Source organism: Thermopolyspora flexuosa (assembly GCF_006716785.1).
GTDB classification, from domain to species: domain Bacteria; phylum Actinomycetota; class Actinomycetes; order Streptosporangiales; family Streptosporangiaceae; genus Thermopolyspora; species Thermopolyspora flexuosa.
In genome coordinates this window covers 3,446,928-3,464,986 of the sequence record NZ_VFPQ01000001.1, presented here as the reverse complement: position 1 = coordinate 3,464,986, position 18,059 = coordinate 3,446,928, and the positions used below count along the sequence as shown (strand labels likewise).

The following is an 18,059-nucleotide window of genomic DNA, read 5'->3' as shown; positions in this document are numbered from 1 at the left end:
ACGACGACGCTCCCCGGGCGGGCGTCACGGACGCGAGAGGTCCGTGGCGCCCGCCCGTTGTGTTTGGCCAACGCGGTTGTGCGGCGCAGCCGCTCGACGCCGCCTTCCGGGGGTGCCATGGCTCCGCTGGTGGGCCACCGGCCGGCCCCGGGCCGAGCCCGGCGAGGCGTCCGTTTATCGGTCCGGAGGTTTCCACGACGTAAACCGTCCGAATAGTGGGACGGCGAAACAATCCGGGGCGCGGCCGGTTTTGTGGCCGAGCCCCACCGACCTTCGCCTGGGATATCGCCCGGAAATTGGTATGAACCATTGGTGTGAACCACTGGTTTATACCATTTGCCAGCCTGTGGCAGAAATCACTTTAGTTTCTCCTGATAAGGATTGGATTAGACCGCTACCTGGGTATCTACCTGGTTGAACGTAGTGTGAGCGAGCCAGTGGCGTTTCATGTGGTTCGGTATAGGTAGAGTCCCGTGGGCAGGGCGGTGAAACGCCATGCGGTCGCGGGAGGAGCTGTCGTGCCCAAGTACGTCTACAACTTCACCGAAGGCAACAAGGATCTCAAAGACCTGCTTGGTGGCAAAGGTGCCAACCTCGCGGAAATGACCAACCTTGGTCTGCCCGTGCCCCCCGGTTTCACCATCACCACGGAGGCCTGCCGCGCCTATCTCCGAGACGGCAGGGAGCCGGACGGGCTGCAGGACGAGATCTCCCAGCACCTGGCCGACCTGGAGCGTGCCATGGGCCGGCGCCTGGGTGACCCCGCCGACCCCCTGCTGGTGAGCGTGCGGTCGGGCGCGAAGTTCTCGATGCCCGGCATGATGGAGACGGTGCTGAACATCGGCCTCAACGACGAGTCGGTGCACGGGCTCGCCAAGCAGGCCGGTGGCAACGAGCGCTTCGCCTGGGACTCCTACCGCCGCCTGATCCAGATGTTCGGCAAGACCGTGCTCGGCATCGACGGCGACCTGTTCGAGCACGCGATCGACGAGGTCAAGCGGGCGAAGGGCACCACCAGCGACCTCGACCTCGACGCCGACGACATGCGCGCCCTGGTGGACACCTTCAAGGGCATCGTCCGCGAGCAGACCGGCAAGGACTTCCCGGCCGACCCGCGCGAGCAGATGAACCTCGCGATCCGCGCGGTGTTCGAGTCGTGGAACGCGCCGCGCGCCGTGCTCTACCGCCGCCAGGAGCGCATCCCCGCCGACCTCGGCACCGCGGTCAACGTGTGCGCCATGGTCTTCGGCAACTGCGGCATGGACTCCGGCACCGGCGTCGCCTTCACCCGCGACCCGAGCACCGGCCAGCAGGGCGTGTACGGCGACTACCTGCAGAACGCCCAGGGCGAGGACGTGGTCGCCGGCATCCGCAACACCATGCCGCTGCAGGAGCTCGAGCGCATCGACAAGCGCTCCTACGACGAGCTCCTGCGGATCATGGAGATCCTGGAGAACCACTACAAGGACCTGTGCGACATCGAGTTCACGATCGAGCGCGGCAAGCTGTGGATGCTCCAGACCCGCGTCGGCAAGCGCACCCCGGCCGCGGCCTTCCGCATCGCCACCCAGCTCGTCGACCAGGGCCTGATCGACATGAACGAGGCGGTCACCCGGGTCACCGGTGACCAGCTCGCCCAGCTCATGTTCCCCCGGTTCGACGCCAGCGGCCACACCCCGATCGCCAAGGGCATGAACGCCTCGCCCGGCGCCGCCGTCGGCAAGGCCGTGTTCTCCTCCGAGCGCGCCCAGGAGCTCGCCGCCGCCGGCGAGGACGTCATCCTGGTGCGGCGCGAGACCAACCCCGACGACCTCGGCGGCATGATCGCCGCGCGCGGCATCCTCACCAGCCGCGGCGGCAAGACCAGCCACGCCGCCGTGGTCGCCCGCGGCATGGGCAAGACCTGCGTCTGCGGCGCCGAGCAGCTCGACGTCGACCTCGAGAACCGGCGGTTCACCGCCCCCGGCGGCGTCGTGGTCAACGAGGGCGACGTGATCTCCATCGACGGCAGCACCGGCGCGGTCTACCTCGGCGAGGTCCCGGTCGTGCCGTCCGCGGTCGTGGAGTACTTCGAGGGCAAGGGCGACACCTCCGACGAGCTCGTCGCCGCCGTCGACCGCATCCTCCGCCACGCCGACTCGGTACGGCGGCTCGCCGTGCGGGCGAACGCCGACACCCCCGAGGACGCGGCCCGGGCCCGCCGGTTCGGCGCGCAGGGCATCGGGCTGTGCCGTACCGAGCACATGTTCCTCGGCGAGCGGCGCAAGCTCGTGGAGGACCTCATCCTCGCCTCGACCGACGAGGAGCGGCAGGCCGCGCTCGACGCGCTCGAGCCGCTGCAGCGCCGGGACTTCATCGGCATCCTCGAGGCGATGGACGGCCTGCCGGTGACGATCCGGCTCATCGACCCGCCGCTGCACGAGTTCCTGCCGGACCTCACCGAGCTGTCGGTCAAGGTCGCGCTCGCCGGCGAGCAGGCGAGCGAGAAGGACCGCAGGCTGCTCGAGGCGGTCAAGCGGCTGCACGAGCAGAACCCGATGCTCGGCCTGCGCGGCGTACGGCTCGGCCTGGTCATCCCCGGGCTGTTCGCGATGCAGGTGCGGGCGATCGCCGAGGCGGCGGCCGAGCGCAAGCGGCAGGGCGGCGACCCGCGGCCGGAGATCATGATCCCCCTCGTCGGCGCGGTCCAGGAGCTGGAGATCGTGCGCGAGGAGGCCGAGCGCATCCTCCGCGAGGTCGGCGTGGACGCGCTGATCGGCACCATGATCGAGGTGCCGCGGGCGGCGCTCACCGCGGGCCAGATCGCCGAGGCGGCCGAGTTCTTCTCCTTCGGCACCAACGACCTCACCCAGATGACCTGGGGCTTCTCCCGCGACGACGTGGAGGCGTCGTTCTTCTCCCGGTACCTGGACCTCGGCGTGTTCGGCGTCTCCCCGTTCGAGACGCTCGACCGCGAGGGCCCGGGCCGGCTCATGCGGATCGCCGTGGACGAGGGCCGGAAGACCCGGCCGGACCTGAAGCTCGGCATCTGCGGCGAGCACGGCGGCGACCCCGACTCGGTGCACTTCTGCCACGAGATCGGGCTCGACTACGTCTCCTGCTCGCCGTTCCGGGTGCCGATCGCCCGCCTCGAGGCCGGGCGGGCGGCCTGCGCGGCGGCGGGGTCCGACACTCGCTGACCGTCGTTCGCTCACATCCGGCCGGGGCGTCGATCGCGACGAGCGATTCGGCGCCCCGGCGCTTTGTGACGTCTGGTGGTGGGTAAGACACCTTCTCCCATGAGGCGTTACGTCGAGCGAAATGGGCAGGATGCCGCGTTCCGGCAGGCTCGCTGGGTGCCCGAGCCGCCGGGCAATCCGGCGCGCAGTCCGTACGAGCGCGACCGGGCGCGGGTGCTGCACAGCGCGGCGCTGCGCCGCCTCGCGGCCAAGACCCAGGTGGTCGGCCCGGGCGACGTGATCGACCAGGGCCGGCACATCCCGCGTACCCGGCTCACCCACTCGCTGGAGTGCGCGCAGATCGGCCGGGAGATGGGCAAGACGCTCGGCTGCGACCCCGACCTGGTGGAGACCGCCTGCCTCGCCCACGACCTCGGGCACCCGCCGTTCGGGCACAACGGCGAGATCGTGCTCGACGAGCTCGCCGCGCCCTGCGGCGGTTTCGAGGGCAACGCGCAGAGCCTGCGGCTGCTCACCCGCCTGGAGGCGAAGGTGCTCACCGAGGACGGGCGCAGCGCCGGGCTCAACCTCACCCGGGCGAGCCTCGACGCGAGCTGCAAGTACCCCTGGCCGCGGTCCCGCCGCCCCGGCGGCACCGGGCCGTACGGCGTCTACGAGGACGACCTGCCGGTGTTCGAGTGGTTCCGCGCCGGGTCGCCCGAGGGCAGGCTGTGCTTCGAGGCGCAGGTGATGGACTGGGCCGACGACGTCGCCTACTCGGTCCACGACCTGGAGGACGCGCTGCACTCGGGGCACGTGACCCTCGAGGCGCTCGCCGACCCCGCCGAGCGGCACGAGGTGTGCCTGCGCACGCTCGAGTGGTACGGCCGGGAGCTCGCCGGGGCCGACCTCAACGAGCTGGAGGAGACCTTCACCCGGCTGGTGACCGACCCGATCTGGCCCGGCCGCACCGCGGACGGCGGGCTCGCCCGCCTGGTCGCGCTCAAGAGCCTCACCAGCGCCCTGATCGGACGGTTCTGCCGGGCCGCCGAGGTCGCCACCCTGGAGGCGGGCGGGCGGGACCTCGTGGTGCCGCGCCGTACCCGGCTCGAGTGCGTGCTGCTCAAGGGCGTCACCGTGCACTACGTGATGACCCGCGAGGACCACAACGCGAACCGGGCGCGGCAGCGCGAGCTGCTCGCCGAGCTCGCGCACCTGATCATGCGGGACGCCCCGGCGACGCTGGAACCCGCGCTGCGGCAGGCGTTCCTGGACGCGCCGGACGACGCCGCGCGCCTCCGGGTGGTGATCGACCAACTCGCGTCGCTGACCGACACCTCGGCCGTGGCCTGGCATCGGCACCTGCGCGACGCGTCGAGGAGATGAGGAGCGGGCATGGCGATTGTGATCATCGGGGCCGGGCTCGCCGGGGCGCGGGCCGCCGAGACCCTGCGGGCCGAGGGCTACACCGGCGAGCTGGTCCTGGTCGGGGCCGAGCAGGAGCATCCGTACGAGCGGCCGCCGCTGTCCAAGGGCTACCTGCAGGGCACCGCCGAGTTGAGCTCGGTCTACGTGCACGAGGCGGGCTGGTACGGCGAGCAGGGCGTCGAGCTGCGGCTGGGGGTGGCCGCGACCGCGATCGACCGCGCGGCGCGGCGGGTGCTGCTCACCGACGGGTCGGCGCTGCCGTACGAGCGGCTGCTGCTCGCCACCGGGGCGACGCCGCGGCGGCTGGACGTGCCGGGCGCGGACCTGGCCGGGGTGCACTACCTGCGCACGATCGCCGACAGCCAGGCGCTGCGCGAGGCGTTCGCCCGCGGCGGCGAGGTGGTGATCGCCGGGGCGGGCTGGATCGGGCTGGAGACCGCCGCGGCGGCGCGACAGGCCGGGTGCGAGGTGACCGTGGTGTCGCCCGACCCGGCCCCGCTCTACCGGGTGCTGGGGCCGGAGGTGGGCGGGATCTTCGCCCGGCTGCACGAGCGGCACGGCGTGCGGTTCCGGTTCGGGGCGGCGGTGACCGAGCTGCGCGGCGCGGAGGCCGGCCCCGGCGAGGAGGACGGGCAGGACGCGGGGCGGGGCCTGCGGCCGGGCCGGGTGCGCGAGGCGGTGCTGTCCACCGGCGAGGTGCTGCGCGCCGACACCGTGGTGGCCGGGATCGGCGTCACCCCGAACGTGGAGCTCGCCCGGGACGCCGGGCTCGAGGTCGAGAACGGGGTGGTCACCGACGCGTCGCTGCGCACCAGCGACCCGGCGATCTGGGCCGCGGGGGACGTCGCCCGGTCGTACAACCCGCTGCTCGGGCGGCACATCCGGGTCGAGCACTGGGCGAACGCGCGCAACGGCGGCCCGGCGGCGGCGCGGGCCATGCTCGGCGAGCAGGTCGTCTACGACCGCGTGCCGTACTTCTACAGCGACCAGTTCGAGCTCGGCATGGAGTTCAGCGGCGACATCACCGGGCACGACGAGATCGTCTACCGCGGCTCGGTGGAGGACCTGGAGTTCATCGCGTTCTGGCTGCGGCACGGCACCGTGGTCGCCGCGATGAACGTCAACGTCTGGGAGGTCGTCGCGGACCTGCAGGCGATGATCCGCGCCGGCCGGTCGGTGGACGCCAAGCGGCTCGCCGACCCCGAGGTGCCGCTCGCCGAGGTCTGACCCCGCCGGTCACTGCTGCTGCGGGGTGAGGATGATCTCCTCGGGCTTCTTGGTCCGCTTCGGCTTGGGCTTCGTGGTCGGCTGCGGCGTGGGCCGGGACCGCACCGGCTGCTGCTTGCTCGCGCACAGCACGGTGCACGGCGGGGTCGCGCCGAGGCGCTTGCGCAGCGCGAGCATCTCCCTGCGCGGCGAGTAGGTGCGGTTGCCGTCGTACCAGGCGTCGAGGTAGTTCCACGGCTTGACCATGCCGCGCCGTACCCACCAGTAGTCGGCGGGGGCCTCCCAGGAGACGGCGAAGTAGAGGTTCGTCGCCTGGCCGGCGGCGTTGCCGCTGTTGCCGACCCGGCCGAGCACCTGCCCGGCCTTCACCTTCATGCCCGGCTTGATGCCGCGGGCGACCGAGTCGAGGTGGCCGCCGAGGTAGCGCACGCCGTCGACGCCGATGATCGAGACGAACTTGCCCTCCCGGTCCTGGCCGCGGTCGGTCGCGGGCGACCAGCGGTCCACGGTGTTCACCTCGTGCACGGTTCCGTCGACCGGGGCGACGAAGCGGCAGCCGCGCTTCGCCCAGATCGTCGTCTTGGGCAGCACGAGCAGCTTGCGGGCGTAGCTGACCTTGCACCCCTGGACCGGGAACACGTAGGTGTAGTCGGACAGCTTCGGCGGCGGGATGCGGACCGGGCCGTCGCCGGTCACCCCAGGGGTGGGTAACGGCGTGGCGCCGGGCGCGCCGGTCTCCCGGCCGGGGATCGCGGCGGGCTCGCCGGAGGGGGAGGGGGCGGCCGACGGGTTGGTGCGGAAGCTTTGGCCCTCCCCGTCGTTCGCCGCGTCAGCGGCCTCGTCGTCGGGCTCGGGCATGGCGGCGGGCGCCGGGGTCGGGTCGAACTCGGCCGCGGCGGGGTTGGTCGGCGGGATCGACGGCGCGCCGAGACCGGGCACGCCGGGCCCGGTGCAACCGGCCGCCAGCAGCACCAGCCCACCCAGGGCCGCGACTCTCCCCGAACGCATCGAAACCCCCGCCACTTCTGTACGGTTCGCTAACTCTTCTTTGTAACGGACGGTTCGTCCACATACGACCGGATATCACAACCGATTGGTTGCGGTACGGCATCGCTGAGGCGCATGCCGGAGCAATACACTCACTGCGTGGCCGGGCGCATCAGTGACGAGGACATCGCTCTCGTACGGGAGCGCTCACCGATCGCCGAGGTGATCGGTGAGCACATCCAGCTGCGCAACGCGGGAGGCGGCAACCTCAAGGGCCTGTGCCCGTTCCACGACGAGAAGACCCCCTCGTTCAACGTCACCCCGTCGCGGGGCTACTACTACTGCTTCGGCTGCGGCGCGGGCGGGGACGTCATCACCTTCGTCCGTGAAATCGAGCACCTGTCTTTCACCGAGGCGGTCGAGCGGCTCGCCCAGCGGGCGGGCATCAAGCTCCGCTACGAGCAGGGCGGCTACGTGCCCGGGCGGGAGCAGAGCGAGCGCACCCGGCTGGTGGAGGCGCACCGCGTCGCCGCCGAGTTCTACGCCGAGCAGCTCGCCTCCCCGGAGGCCGCGGCCGGGCGGCGGTTCCTCGCCGAGCGCGGGTTCGAGCGGGCCGACGCCGAGCGGTTCGGCGTCGGGTACGCGCCGCAGGCCTGGGACGCGCTCTCCCGCCACCTGCTCGCCCGCGGCTTCACCCCCGCCGAGCTGATCAAGGGCGGGCTCGCCCGGGACGGGCGGCGCGGGCCGATCGACCGGTTCCGCGGCCGGCTGCTCTGGCCGATCCGCGACATCACCGGCGAGGTGATCGGCTTCGGCGCGCGCAAGCTCAACGAAGCCGAGGACGGCCCCAAGTACCTCAACACCCCGGAGACCCCGATCTTCAAGAAGGGCTCGGTGCTGTACGGCATCGACCTGGCCAAGCGGGAGATCTCCCGGCGCGCCCAGGCCGTGATCGTCGAGGGGTACACCGACGTGATGGCCTGCCACCTGGCGGGCGTGCCCACCGCGGTCGCCACCTGCGGCACCTCGTTCGGCGACGAGCACATCAAGATCCTGCGGCGGATCCTGCTCGACCAGGACGAGTTCCGCGGCGAGGTGATCTTCACCTTCGACGGCGACGAGGCGGGGCGGAAGGCCGCGCTGCGCGCGTTCTCCGGCGAGCAGCGCTTCGTCACCCAGACCTTCGTCGCCGTCCAGCCCGACGGGCTCGACCCGTGCGACCTGCGGGTCAAGCAGGGCGACGCGGCCGTGCGGGACCTGATCGCGAGCCGCGAGCCGCTGTTCGCGTTCGCCATCCGCAGCACCATCAACCGCTACGACCTCGGCACCAACGAGGGCAGGATCGCCGCCCTGGACGCGGCCGCGCCGATCGTGGCCGCGATCAAGGACCCGGCGCTGCGCAAGCGGTACGCCGTCGACCTCGACCGGTGGCTGGGCCTGCTCGACGAGCAGCTCGTGCTGCGGCGGGTGCAGGAGGCGGCCGGCCGCGGCGGCGGCCGGGGGCGTACGGCGGGCCGCGCCGCCGCCCGGCCGTCCCGTCCCGCGGCCGATGCGGCGAACCCGGCCGCACGGGTGGAGCTGGAGGTGCTCAAGCTCGCCGTACAGCGCCCGGCGCTGCTCGGCCCGGAGTTCGACGCGCTCGGCGCCGGAACGTTCACCGTGCCGGAGTACGCGGCCGTCTACGAGCTCATCGCCGCGGCCGGGGGCACCGCCGCGGCCGGCCCGGGCGGGCAGCCCTGGGTGGACCGGCTGCTCGCCGCCACCGCCGACGAGCGGCTGCGCGCCCTGGTGACCCGGCTCGCGGTCGAGCCGATCGCGGTCACGCCCGAGGGGGAGGAGCGCTACGCCTCGGCCACGCTCGCCCGGCTCGGCGAGATGGCGGTCACCCGCGTGCTGGTCCAGGTGAAGGCGCGCATGGAGCGGCTCAACCCGATGGAGCAGCGTCAGGAGTACAACCGGCTGTTCGGCGAGCTGGTCGCGCTCGAGCAGCAGCGCCGGGTGCTCCGCGAGCGCGCCACGGGCGCGTAAAAAATTACCCTTTCCATTTTCGAGATCGATTAAACCTTGATCCGATCTCGATTTGGTAAGGGTGGTCGTCTTACCTCACGTGACAAAAATGGGTCTGCCGTTTTGCCGTACTTATAGCGCAGACTGTGTTGCGTGGGTGCATCGGTGCTGCCAACGAGTGGGCCTCCGGCGGTGGACCGGATGGCCGATCTGATGGCGAGAGGAAGGGAACGCGGCGGGGTCACCGTCGACGACGTGGCCGCCGCGCTCGACCGCTCCGAGCTTCCGCCCGACGAACTCGACGGCGTCGTGCGGATGCTCGCCGACAACGGTGTGGAGGTTCTCGAGCCCAACGAGGACGACTCGCTACGCGCCGAGGAGGACGACCTCGGCAGACGGGCACCGACCAGCGATCTCGTCCGCATCTACCTGCGGGAGATCGGCCGGGTGCCGCTGCTCACCGCTGAGGAGGAGGTGGAGCTCGCCAAAGCGATCGAAGCGGGGCTGTTCGCCGAGGCCCGGCTGTCGGCCGCCGATCATCCGTCCCCGGAACTGGAGGAGCTGGTCTGGGAGGGTGAGCGCGCCAAACAGCGCCTGATCGAGGCGAATCTGCGGCTGGTCGTCTCGATAGCGAAACGGTATGTCGGGCGCGGCATGCTCTTCCTCGACCTCATCCAGGAGGGCAATCTCGGCCTCATTCGCGCCGTCGAGAAATTCGACTACACCAAGGGCTACAAGTTTTCCACGTACGCCACCTGGTGGATCCGGCAGGCGATCACCCGGGCGATCGCGGACCAGGCGCGGACGATCCGCATTCCCGTGCACATGGTCGAGACGATCAACAAACTCGTCCGGGTGCAGCGGCAGCTCCACCAGGATCTCGGCCGGGAGCCCACCCCCGAGGAGATCGCGGTCGAGATGGACATGCCGGTGGAGCGGGTCGTCGAGATCCAGCGCATCGCGCAGGAGCCGGTGTCCCTCCAGTCCCCGATCGGCGAGGAGGACTCCGACCTCGGCGACTTCATCGAGGACGCCGACGCGGTGGTGCCCATGGAGGCGGCCGCGTTCATCATGCTCCAGGACCAGCTCGACGACATCCTCTCCACGCTCTCGGAGCGGGAGCAGCGCATCATCCAGCTGCGCTTCGGGCTCTGCGACGGCCACCCGCGGACGCTGGAGGAGGTCGGCCGCGAGTTCGGCGTCACCCGGGAGCGCATCCGGCAGATCGAGTCGAAGACCCTCGCGAAGCTGCGCCACCCCACGCGCGCCCAGATGCTGCGCGACTACCTGGAGTGACGCAGGCGCGTAAAACCGAAGGTCACGCCCTCAAGGGCGTGACCTTCGGCCCTTGTTCCGCGGCCCTGCCTGCGGCGACACTGGCCGTATGGACTATCGGCCCGCGCTCGACGACGGGGCGCTCGGGCGGGCCGCCGTGGCGGTGCTCGACGCGAACTGGACCGGACAGGTCACGCTCCCCGCCCCAGGCCTCTATCCGCACCAGTGGAACCTCGACTCCACCCTGGTGGCGGCCGGGCTCGCCGCCCGGCACGACCGGGCGGTGCGGGCGCGCGCCGAGCTCGCCGGACTGCTCGACGCGCAGTGGCGCGACGGCATGCTGCCCCACATCGTGTTCCGGTCCGGCCGCTCCGACGGCTACTTCCCGGGGCCGTCGGTGTGGCGGTCGGACGAGTGCCCCGACGCGCCGCCCGGCATCGCCACCTCCGGGCTGACCCAGCCGCCGCTGCAGCCGTACGTGGCGTGGCGGATCTGGCGGCGCCGGCCGTGCGCGGAGACCGCCGCGTTCGTGCGGCGGGTGTGGCCGCGGCTCGCCGCCCAGCACCGCTACCTCACCGACAGCCGGGACCTCGGCGGGGGCGGGCTCGCCGCGATCGTGCACCCGTGGGAGTCGGGCATGGACGACAGCCCGGCCTGGGACCGGCCGCTCGCCGCGCTGCCGTTCCCGGAGGCGGGCAACGCCCACCTCGACCGGTACGTGTGGCTCGCGACGCGCTACCGGGACGCCGGGTACCGGGCGGGCTACCTACGCGACGAGCACCCGTTCGCGGTGGAGGACCCGCTGTTCAACGGCGCCTGGCTCGCCTCCACGTGGGCGATGACCCGCCTGGCCGAGGTGGCCGGGGCGGATGCCAAGCCGTACGAGGAGGCGGCGGAGCGCATCCGGGAGGCGCTGATCGAGCGGCTGTGGCACGACGGGCGCGGGTTCCTCGCGCTCGACCTGCGCGCCGGCGGGCCGATCCCGGTGGGCACCGTGGGCGGGTTCGCGCCGCTGCTCGACCCCGGCCTGCCCACCGACGTGGTCGACGCGCTCATCGACCTGCTCGAGTCGCCCCGGTTCATGGGCACCACCGGCTACCCGGTGCCGAGCTGCGAGGTGCGCGCGGCCGAGTTCGACCGCACCCGCTACTGGCGGGGGCCGTCCTGGGTGAGCGCGAACTGGCTGGTGTGCCAGGGCGCGCTCACGCACGGGCGGGCGCCGCTCGCGGCCGGCGTCACCGCGGCGACGCTGCGGCTGGTGCGCCAGGCCGGGTTCCGCGAGTGCTTCGACCCGTTCGACGGCTCCGGCCTGGGCTGCCGGGACTTCTCCTGCTCGGCCGCGCTCACGCTGGACCTGCTCACGCCGATGGCGGTCTGAGCGGGTAGCGTCGCACCATGCGCCTGTTCCGTTCGCGGCTGCCCGCCGCCGCCCGCGCCGCACTGGGGATCGAGCCGGGGGAGCGCGTGCTCGCGCACACCGCCACCGCCGACGGCGCGTACCTCGTCGCCACCGACCGCGCCCTCCACCTGCCCGGCGGGCCGCGCCTGCCCTGGCACCGGGTGGAGCACGCACGCTGGGAGGAGACCGTCCTCGTCGTGACCGGCACGGACGGGGCGTCCCACCGGGTGGCGGTGCGCGAGCCGGGGCTGCTGCCCGAGACGATCAAGGAGCGGGTCACCGCGTCGATCGTCGCCAGCCGTCACGTCACCCTGGGGAGCCGGGGCGGGGTGCGCCTCGTCGCCCGCAGGGTCGTCGGGGGAGACGGCCACGACGCGGTCCTGGAGTGGAACCTCGTCTTCGACGAGGGGCTGGATCCGGGGGATCCGGGGCTGCGCGCCCTCGCCGAGCAGGCGCTGGAGGAGGTACGGCGCAGCCTCGGCGTCTGACCCGGGCGGGGTCAGTCCTTGCCCGCCTCGGGGGTCGGCGCCACGATCTGGCCCGAGTCCTCGCGCCCGGCCGAACCGGCCTCCGTACCACCGCTCGTGCCGCTCGACGTCGCGCCCGCGGTGCCGCTCGTCGGGGTGACGATCGGCCCGGAGTCCTCGGCGCCGGTGCCGCCGGGCTCCTTGGCCTCGCCCGCGGAGGCGCCAGGGGTGCCCCCGCTCCCGCTCGTCCCGCCACTCGCGCCGGCCGGCGTGACCGTCCGCCCGCCCCTCGGCGCCGGGCTCGTGCGGGCCGAGTGCGCGACGCCGTTCGCGGGCATGACGTCCGCGAGGAAGGGCACCTTGTCACCGATCCGGTCCTTGGCCGTCGCCACGATCCGGGACGCGCGCGCGCCGACCAGACCCGCGGCCTCCTGGATCTTGGGGTTGTCCGCGACCCGCTGCGCCAGCCGCTTGATCTGCTCGTAGCGTTCCCGCCCGGCCCTGCTGCCGAGCACGTAACCGACGGCCAGACCGGCGACGAACACCACCCGATACCGCATGCTTCCCACCTCCGAGCGACCGGCTTCTCCGGCATCGAGCCCCTACCCGCGGGGCGACGATCCTCCCCTCATTAATAGGTGGAACACACACCCCGGAGAGTGCGCTAAGGTATTGAACGCAAGCACGGCGGGGCGGAACCCGACCCGCGGTGCCTGTGGCGATCCCGCGTAGCTCAATCGGCAGAGCATCCGGCTGTTAACCGGCAGGTTATAGGTTCGAGTCCTATCGCGGGAGCCACACACGAGGCCCCGGGGGCGACCCCGGGGCCTCGGCGTTTCCGCAGGTCCTCGCCCCGGCCCCCCGGCCTTTCCCGGTTGCGGGCCGCCCCTGGTCCTCCCGTTCCGGCTTCCTAGTACCGTTGCCCTGCGGGTAGGTCCGCCGGTATCGGCCGAAGCAGTCAGGGGGCATCGTGCGGCTCATTCACTCGGGCAAGGTCCGCGACGTCTACGAGGACCGGGGGGACCTCATCCTGGTCGCCTCGGACCGGGTGTCGGTCTTCGATGTGATCCTTCCCACACCCATCCCGGACAAGGGCAAGGTGCTCACCCGGCTGTCGCTGTGGTGGTTCGAGCGGCTCGCCGACGTCGTGCCCAACCATGTGATCTCCGCCACGGACGTGCCCGAGGAGTTCGCCGGCCGTGCCGTACGCTGCCGCAGGCTGAGGATGATCCCGGTCGAGTGCATCGCCCGCGGCTACCTGGCGGGCAGCGGCCTGAAGGAGTACGAGCGCGACGGGTCGATCTCCGGGGTGCCCCTGCCCGCCGGGCTCGTGGAGGGCTCCCGGCTGCCCGAGCCGATCTTCACCCCCACCACCAAGGCGCCGCTCGGCACCCACGACGAGTTCGTCACCTTCGAGCAGGTCGTCGCGCAGGAGGGCGCCGAGGTGGCGCAGGAGCTGCGGCGGCTCACCCTGGAGATCTACCGGCGGGGCGCGGCGATCGCGGCCGAGCGCGGCATCATCGTCGCCGACACCAAGCTCGAGTTCGGCTGGTCGGAGGACGGCGTGCTCACCCTCGGCGACGAGCTGCTCACCTCCGACTCCTCCCGGTTCTGGCCCGCCGAGGACTGGCGGCCGGGCGGCCCGCAGTTCGCCTTCGACAAGCAGTACCTGCGCGACTGGGCGCTCAGCACCGGGTGGGACAAGACCGAGCCCGCGCCCGAGGTGCCGCCGGAGATCGTGGAGATCACCCGCGACCGGTACATCGAGGCCTACGAGCGCATCACCGGGGAGAAGTGGTAGCCACCGCACCGAGGCAGGAGGGGTCCCGCGTCATGCAGGTCGCCGACGTCTTCCAGGAGGCCCACGGCCGCGCCCCCGAGGGGGTCTGGCGGGCGCCCGGCCGGGTCAACCTGATCGGTGAGCACACCGACTACAACGACGGGTTCGTGCTGCCGTTCGCGCTCCCGTGGGGGGTGTCCGTCGCGGCGTCGCGGCGCGCGGACCGCACCGTGACGGTCCGCTCGCTGCAGGCCCCCGGCGAGGCGCACACCCTCGACGACCTCGACCGGGCCGAGGGCTGGGTCCGGTACGCCGCCGGGGCGGTGTGGGCGCTGCGGGACGCCGGGTACGAGGTGGGCGGCGCGGACCTCGTGCTCGACGGCGACGTGCCGCCGGGCGCCGGGCTGTCCAGCAGCGCCGCGCTCGAGGTCGCGGTCGCCGTCGCCCTCGACGACCTGTACGGGCTGGGGCTCGACCGCATGGAGCTCGCCAGGCTCGCCCGGCGGGCGGAGAACGAGTTCGTCGGCATGCCGTGCGGGATCATGGACCAGGCGGCCTCGGCGCTGTGCACCGAGGGGCACGCGCTCTTCCTCGACTGCCGCTCGCTCGCCTACCGCAACGTGCCGCTCGACGTGGCCAAGGCGGGGATGCGGTTCCTCATCATCGACACCGGCGTGCACCACGAGCTCGCCGACGGCCGGTACGCGCAGCGGCGGCGGGAGTGCGAGAACGCGGCCAAGCGGCTCGGCGTGGCCGCGCTGCGCGACGTCACCGACCTGAACGACGCGCTCGCCAGGCTCGACGGCGCCGAGCGCAGGCGCACCCAGCACGTGGTCACCGAGAACCACCGGGTCGAGGCGCTCGTCGGCCTGCTGCGCGCTGGGGCGGTCACCGAGATCGGGGCCCTGCTCAACGCCTCGCACCTGTCGCTGCGCGACCAGTTCGAGGTGTCCTGCCCCGAGCTGGACGTCGCGGTGGAGGCGGCCGTGCGGGGCGGCGCCCGCGGCGCCCGGATGACCGGCGGCGGGTTCGGCGGCTCGGCGATCGCGCTGGTCCCCGCCGACCGGGTGGCGTCCGTGCAGGAGTCGGTGAACCGGGCCTACCGCGAGCGGGGCTTCGCCGCGCCCCGGTTCCTCGAGGCGGTCCCGTCCCCGGGCGCCCGCCGTCTCGCCTGACCGGCCGGGCCGTCCGGGCGCGCCTCGGACGGGCATGGCGGCGCGAGGAGAGGGAGGCCGGTTCAAGGACCGCCCGGCGCTCGCCAGGGCGCCATGGAGCGGGCCGTACGGGATCGCGCGTGTGATCCCCTTGCCAAGGGCCGGGCGGGGCGCTCAGGCGCCGGACAGGATGCCGGTGAGGCGGGCGGCGAGCTCCCGCGCCCGCTCCGGGTCGACGGCCCCGGCGCGCTCGTGCTCCACCGCGGCGGTGGCGGTCGCGACCGCGAACACGACCGCGGCCACGCCGGTACGGCCGGCCTCGAACGCCTCCACCAGGCCGGCGACGAAGGAGTCGCCCGCGCCGATCGGGTTCGCCACCCGCACCGGCACGGTCGGCACCCAGACGACCTCGCCGGACTCGCCGTACGCGGTCCCGGCCGCCCCGGCGGTCACCGCGGCGCTCCGGGCGCCGCGGCGGCACAGCTCCAGCGCCGCCCGGCGGGCCCGCCCGGGCACGTCGTCGCCGGTCTCCGCGACCCCCTCGTGGGCCCGGCCGTACAGCACCTGCTCGGCCTCGGCGAGGTTCGGCGTGACCACGTCGGGGGCGGCCGGGAGCGCCTCGGCCAGGGCGGCGCGGGAGGCGTCCACCAGCACGCGCGCCCCCGCGCGGCGGCCGAGCGCGACGAGCCGGGCGTAGCCGTCGTCGGGCGCGCCCGGCGGGAGGCTGCCCGAGCACACCAGGGTGGCATGGCGGCCGGTGGCCAGCTCGGCGGCGACGGCGCGTTCGTAGCGGGCCCAGGCGTCCCCGGGCACCGCCGGGCCCGGCTCGTTCACCACGGTCACCCGGCCGGAGTCCTCCCGGTAGATCGTGGCGACCCGGGCCTCGCCGGGCACCGGAACCCCGGCGAACGCCACCGGCTCGGCGGCCATGAGCCGTGCCACGAGCGCCGCGTCGGTCTGCGGCAGGAAGCTCACCAGGGTGGCGCGCCGCCCGAAGGCCGCCGCGGTCCGGCCCACGTTGACGCCCTTCCCGCCCGCGGTGACCACGGCGGGGGAGGAGCGCAGCACGCCCCCGGGGCGCAGCTCGGGCAGGCGGAGGATGCGGTCCACCGCGAGGTTCGGCGTGGCGATCAGCAAGGGGACTCCTCGGCGAGGTCGGTGCGGGCCGGCGGCCGGGCGGCGCCGGGGACGCCCGTCGGCCCGCTCATCCGTCCGCCGCCGGGCGCAGCGGCACACCCGCCGCCTTGGCCGCGAGCAGCGCTGCGCCGTACGCGCCGGGCTCGGACACGCCGGCGGTCCGCATGCCGGGGAAGTGCCGCCGTTTCGCCGCGAGCACCGCCGGGTCGCGCAGCCAGCCGCCCGCCGCCACCACCCGGCGGCACGGGCCCACCTGGGCGTCGATGCGGCCGAGCAGGGCGGCGGCGTGCTCGGCGAGGCCGTCGACGGCCGCCCGCCACAGCCGGGCCGGGGTCACGTCGTCGGTGATGCCGGCCAGGCCGAAGTGCTCCTCGCGCGGGTTGACCAGGCGCAGCGTGGGATGGCCGCCCGCTTCGGCGAGGGCGAGGCGGCCGAGCTCGGCCCGGGCCTCGGCGGTGGTGGCGCCGAGCATGGTGGCGATCCGGCCCAGGGTGAGCCCGGTGGGCAGCCCGGCCATCACGCACAGGTGGCCCGCGGCGACGTGCCACCCCACGGTCACGCCCTGCGCGGTGAGCGCGCCGACCCGCTCCGGCGGCAGCGGCGGGCGCACCGTGCGGACCAGCGCCTCGGCGGTGCCGAGCGAGTCGAACAGCGCGCCGTCCTCGGCCGCCCCCACCCCGTACGCGGCGACCTGGTCGTCGTGGCCCGCGACGGTGAGCACCGCGCCGTGCAGCACCGCGGGCACGTGCGCGCCGCCCGCGCGGCCCGCCGGGGTCCCGGCCGGGATCGGGTCGGGCAGCAGCACCCGGCCGCCCAGCAGCTCGGCCGCGGCCGGCCAGGGCCGTGCCGTACCGAGGTCGAGCAGGCCGGTACGGCTCGCCAGGGACAGCTCGGCCACCGGCTCGCCGCCGAGGCGGCGGACCACCCACTCGCCGACCGAGTAGAACCGGGCGGCCGCGGCGGTCTCCGGGTGCTCGCGGCGCAGCCACAGCAGTTTGGCGAGCGACGGCAGCGGGCCGGCGCGCATGCCGGTGGTGCGCTGGAAGAGGTCGGTGCCGAGCTCGCGGTGGATCGTCTCGGCGTCGCCGCGCGGGTCGTGCCAGGCGATCGCGGGGGCGAGCGGCCGGTCGGCACCGTCGGCGAGCACGCCGGTCTCGGCCATGCCGGTGACGCCGATGCCGAGCACCCGGGGCTCGCCGGACGCGGCGGCGGCCTCGGCGGCGACGACCGCGGCGAGCTCGGCGACGCGCTCCGGGTCGGCCTCGGTGCGGCCGTTCTCGCGGCGCCAGGGCGTCGGCCGTTCCGCGCGGGCGCGTTCCTTTCCGGCGGCGTCCACCGCGAGGGCCTTGATGCGGGTCGTGCCGACGTCCACCCCGACGAGGAGGCCGGACGCGGTCATCGCCGCGCCTCCGGGCGGCGTGGCGCGGGCGGTCGCCGGTGCCGGGCCCCGGTCGGGGCCGCCGATGAGGAGGACGTCATAGCCCGGACGCTAACGATGCGGCCGGAACCGGTCAACGATGCCGAAACATGGCGTCGGCTCCGGACACCGTCGATGGCCGGGGGTGGCGGGTTCCCGAGAGCCGCGCCGGGACCGTCATCCGGGGCGGTGCCGTGGCGCGGGCGGCCCCGGGATGGATGGGCGGCGGTCAGATGGAGAGGTCCTGCTCGATGCGCCGCAGGCTGTGCCGGGCGAGCGCGAGGTTCGCCCGCTCGCGGTCGAGGGCCAGGTAGAGGAACAGGTAGGCGCCGTTCCGGGAGAACACCCGGATCAGGTGGTACTGCCGGTGCAGCGTGATGAGGATGTCCTCGATCGCGTCGTCCATGCCGAGGGTGGCCATCATCCGCATCTCGTGGCGCACCACCTCGGCGTTGCCGGCAGCCGCCATCTCCAGGTCGAGGTCGCGCCCGCCGCCGGCCGTACCGAGGCACATGCCGCTCTCGTAGTCCACCAGGGCCGCGCCGAGCGCCCCGTTGATCGACATGGCCTCCTTGAGCGCGGTCTCGATGTTCATTCGCGTCCGCCTTGTGATCAACTCTCGG

At 73.5% G+C, this 18,059-nt stretch carries 14 protein-coding genes and 1 tRNA gene; 10 read left to right on the top strand and 5 right to left on the bottom strand.

Going from position 1 to position 18,059, the window contains the following annotated elements:
- The first annotated feature begins 518 nt into the window (after positions 1-518).
- The 3 genes from ppdK (at position 519) to FHX40_RS14660 (ending at position 5,813) form a co-directional block, all read left to right on the top strand.
- On the top strand, positions 519-3,179 hold the full coding sequence (ppdK, locus tag FHX40_RS14670; RefSeq protein ID WP_142260146.1) for a pyruvate, phosphate dikinase: 2,661 nt from the start codon (positions 519-521) through the stop codon (positions 3,177-3,179).
- 99 nt (positions 3,180-3,278) lie between these two features.
- Positions 3,279-4,544, top strand: a complete 1,266-nt coding sequence (locus FHX40_RS14665; protein WP_142260145.1) for a deoxyguanosinetriphosphate triphosphohydrolase — start codon at positions 3,279-3,281, stop codon at positions 4,542-4,544.
- Positions 4,545-4,553: 9 nt separating this feature from the next.
- Positions 4,554-5,813: an NAD(P)/FAD-dependent oxidoreductase gene (locus FHX40_RS14660; protein WP_142260144.1), complete on the top strand. Its 1,260-nt coding sequence runs from the start codon at positions 4,554-4,556 to the stop codon at positions 5,811-5,813.
- A gap of 9 nt (positions 5,814-5,822) precedes the next feature.
- Here FHX40_RS14660 and FHX40_RS14655 read toward each other — a convergent pair whose 3' ends face one another.
- Entirely contained in the window at positions 5,823-6,821 is a 999-nt protein-coding gene (locus FHX40_RS14655) for a M23 family metallopeptidase (RefSeq protein ID WP_229788336.1), read from the bottom strand.
- A 138-nt stretch (positions 6,822-6,959) separates the two neighbouring features.
- Here FHX40_RS14655 and dnaG point away from each other — a divergent pair, with 138 nt between their 5' ends.
- From dnaG to FHX40_RS14635, 4 genes are all read left to right on the top strand, one after another.
- On the top strand, positions 6,960-8,828 hold the full coding sequence (dnaG, locus tag FHX40_RS14650) for a DNA primase (protein ID WP_142260143.1): 1,869 nt from the start codon (positions 6,960-6,962) through the stop codon (positions 8,826-8,828).
- A 180-nt stretch (positions 8,829-9,008) separates the two neighbouring features.
- Entirely contained in the window at positions 9,009-10,103 is a 1,095-nt protein-coding gene (rpoD, locus tag FHX40_RS14645; RefSeq protein WP_142260142.1) for an RNA polymerase sigma factor RpoD, read from the top strand.
- An 88-nt stretch (positions 10,104-10,191) separates the two neighbouring features.
- Entirely contained in the window at positions 10,192-11,460 is a 1,269-nt protein-coding gene (locus FHX40_RS14640) for an MGH1-like glycoside hydrolase domain-containing protein (protein WP_142260141.1), read from the top strand.
- A gap of 17 nt (positions 11,461-11,477) precedes the next feature.
- Positions 11,478-11,969 carry a hypothetical protein gene (locus FHX40_RS14635; protein ID WP_142260140.1) on the top strand — a complete coding sequence of 164 codons (492 nt, stop codon included), beginning with the start codon at positions 11,478-11,480 and terminating at the stop codon, positions 11,967-11,969.
- 11 nt (positions 11,970-11,980) lie between these two features.
- Here the strand turns inward: FHX40_RS14635 and FHX40_RS26285 are convergent, their stop codons facing one another.
- Complete coding sequence (locus FHX40_RS26285) at positions 11,981-12,508, bottom strand: hypothetical protein (RefSeq protein WP_373286860.1); 528 nt, start codon at positions 12,506-12,508, stop codon at positions 11,981-11,983.
- 162 nt (positions 12,509-12,670) lie between these two features.
- Here FHX40_RS26285 and FHX40_RS14625 point away from each other — a divergent pair.
- The 3 genes from FHX40_RS14625 (at position 12,671) to galK (ending at position 14,903) form a co-directional block, all read left to right on the top strand.
- Positions 12,671-12,746: transfer RNA gene (locus tag FHX40_RS14625), tRNA-Asn, on the top strand.
- Between the two features lie 172 nt (positions 12,747-12,918).
- A complete protein-coding gene (locus tag FHX40_RS14620) occupies positions 12,919-13,749 on the top strand; it encodes a phosphoribosylaminoimidazolesuccinocarboxamide synthase (RefSeq protein WP_142260139.1) in 831 nt (276 codons plus the stop codon).
- A 32-nt stretch (positions 13,750-13,781) separates the two neighbouring features.
- Positions 13,782-14,903: a galactokinase gene (gene galK / locus FHX40_RS14615; RefSeq protein WP_142260138.1), complete on the top strand. Its 1,122-nt coding sequence runs from the start codon at positions 13,782-13,784 to the stop codon at positions 14,901-14,903.
- 153 nt (positions 14,904-15,056) lie between these two features.
- Here the strand turns inward: galK and FHX40_RS14610 are convergent, their stop codons facing one another.
- The 3 genes from FHX40_RS14610 to FHX40_RS14600 all read right to left on the bottom strand — a co-directional run bounded on the left by FHX40_RS14610 (position 15,057) and on the right by FHX40_RS14600 (position 18,031).
- Positions 15,057-16,019 (bottom strand): 1-phosphofructokinase family hexose kinase, encoded by a 963-nt coding sequence (locus FHX40_RS14610; protein ID WP_170198838.1) that lies wholly within the window; start codon positions 16,017-16,019, stop codon positions 15,057-15,059.
- Positions 16,020-16,086: 67 nt separating this feature from the next.
- The gene (locus FHX40_RS14605; protein WP_142260136.1) at positions 16,087-17,418 is read right to left on the bottom strand and encodes an FGGY-family carbohydrate kinase; all 1,332 of its coding nucleotides are present in this window, start codon (positions 17,416-17,418) and stop codon (positions 16,087-16,089) included.
- Between the two features lie 247 nt (positions 17,419-17,665).
- Positions 17,666-18,031, bottom strand: coding sequence for a hypothetical protein (locus FHX40_RS14600; RefSeq protein WP_142260135.1), 366 nt, complete (start codon positions 18,029-18,031; stop codon positions 17,666-17,668).
- Between the last annotated feature and the right edge of the window lie 28 nt (positions 18,032-18,059).

What these genes read in the sequence shown, in the direction of transcription:
- FHX40_RS26285 (WP_373286860.1), bottom strand. Translation starts at nt 12,508, where the DNA reads ATGCGGTATCGGGTGGTGTTCGTCGCCGGTCTGGCCGTCGGTTACGTG.
- FHX40_RS14640 (WP_142260141.1), top strand. Translation starts at nt 10,192, where the DNA reads ATGGACTATCGGCCCGCGCTCGACGACGGGGCGCTCGGGCGGGCCGCC.
- FHX40_RS14600 (WP_142260135.1), bottom strand. Translation starts at nt 18,031, where the DNA reads ATGAACATCGAGACCGCGCTCAAGGAGGCCATGTCGATCAACGGGGCG.
- FHX40_RS14635 (WP_142260140.1), top strand. Translation starts at nt 11,478, where the DNA reads ATGCGCCTGTTCCGTTCGCGGCTGCCCGCCGCCGCCCGCGCCGCACTG.
- FHX40_RS14665 (WP_142260145.1), top strand. Translation starts at nt 3,279, where the DNA reads ATGAGGCGTTACGTCGAGCGAAATGGGCAGGATGCCGCGTTCCGGCAG.
- FHX40_RS14655 (WP_229788336.1), bottom strand. Translation starts at nt 6,821, where the DNA reads ATGCGTTCGGGGAGAGTCGCGGCCCTGGGTGGGCTGGTGCTGCTGGCG.
- rpoD (WP_142260142.1), top strand. Translation starts at nt 9,009, where the DNA reads ATGGCCGATCTGATGGCGAGAGGAAGGGAACGCGGCGGGGTCACCGTC.
- FHX40_RS14660 (WP_142260144.1), top strand. Translation starts at nt 4,554, where the DNA reads ATGGCGATTGTGATCATCGGGGCCGGGCTCGCCGGGGCGCGGGCCGCC.
- galK (WP_142260138.1), top strand. Translation starts at nt 13,782, where the DNA reads ATGCAGGTCGCCGACGTCTTCCAGGAGGCCCACGGCCGCGCCCCCGAG.
- FHX40_RS14605 (WP_142260136.1), bottom strand. Translation starts at nt 17,418, where the DNA reads ATGACCGCGTCCGGCCTCCTCGTCGGGGTGGACGTCGGCACGACCCGC.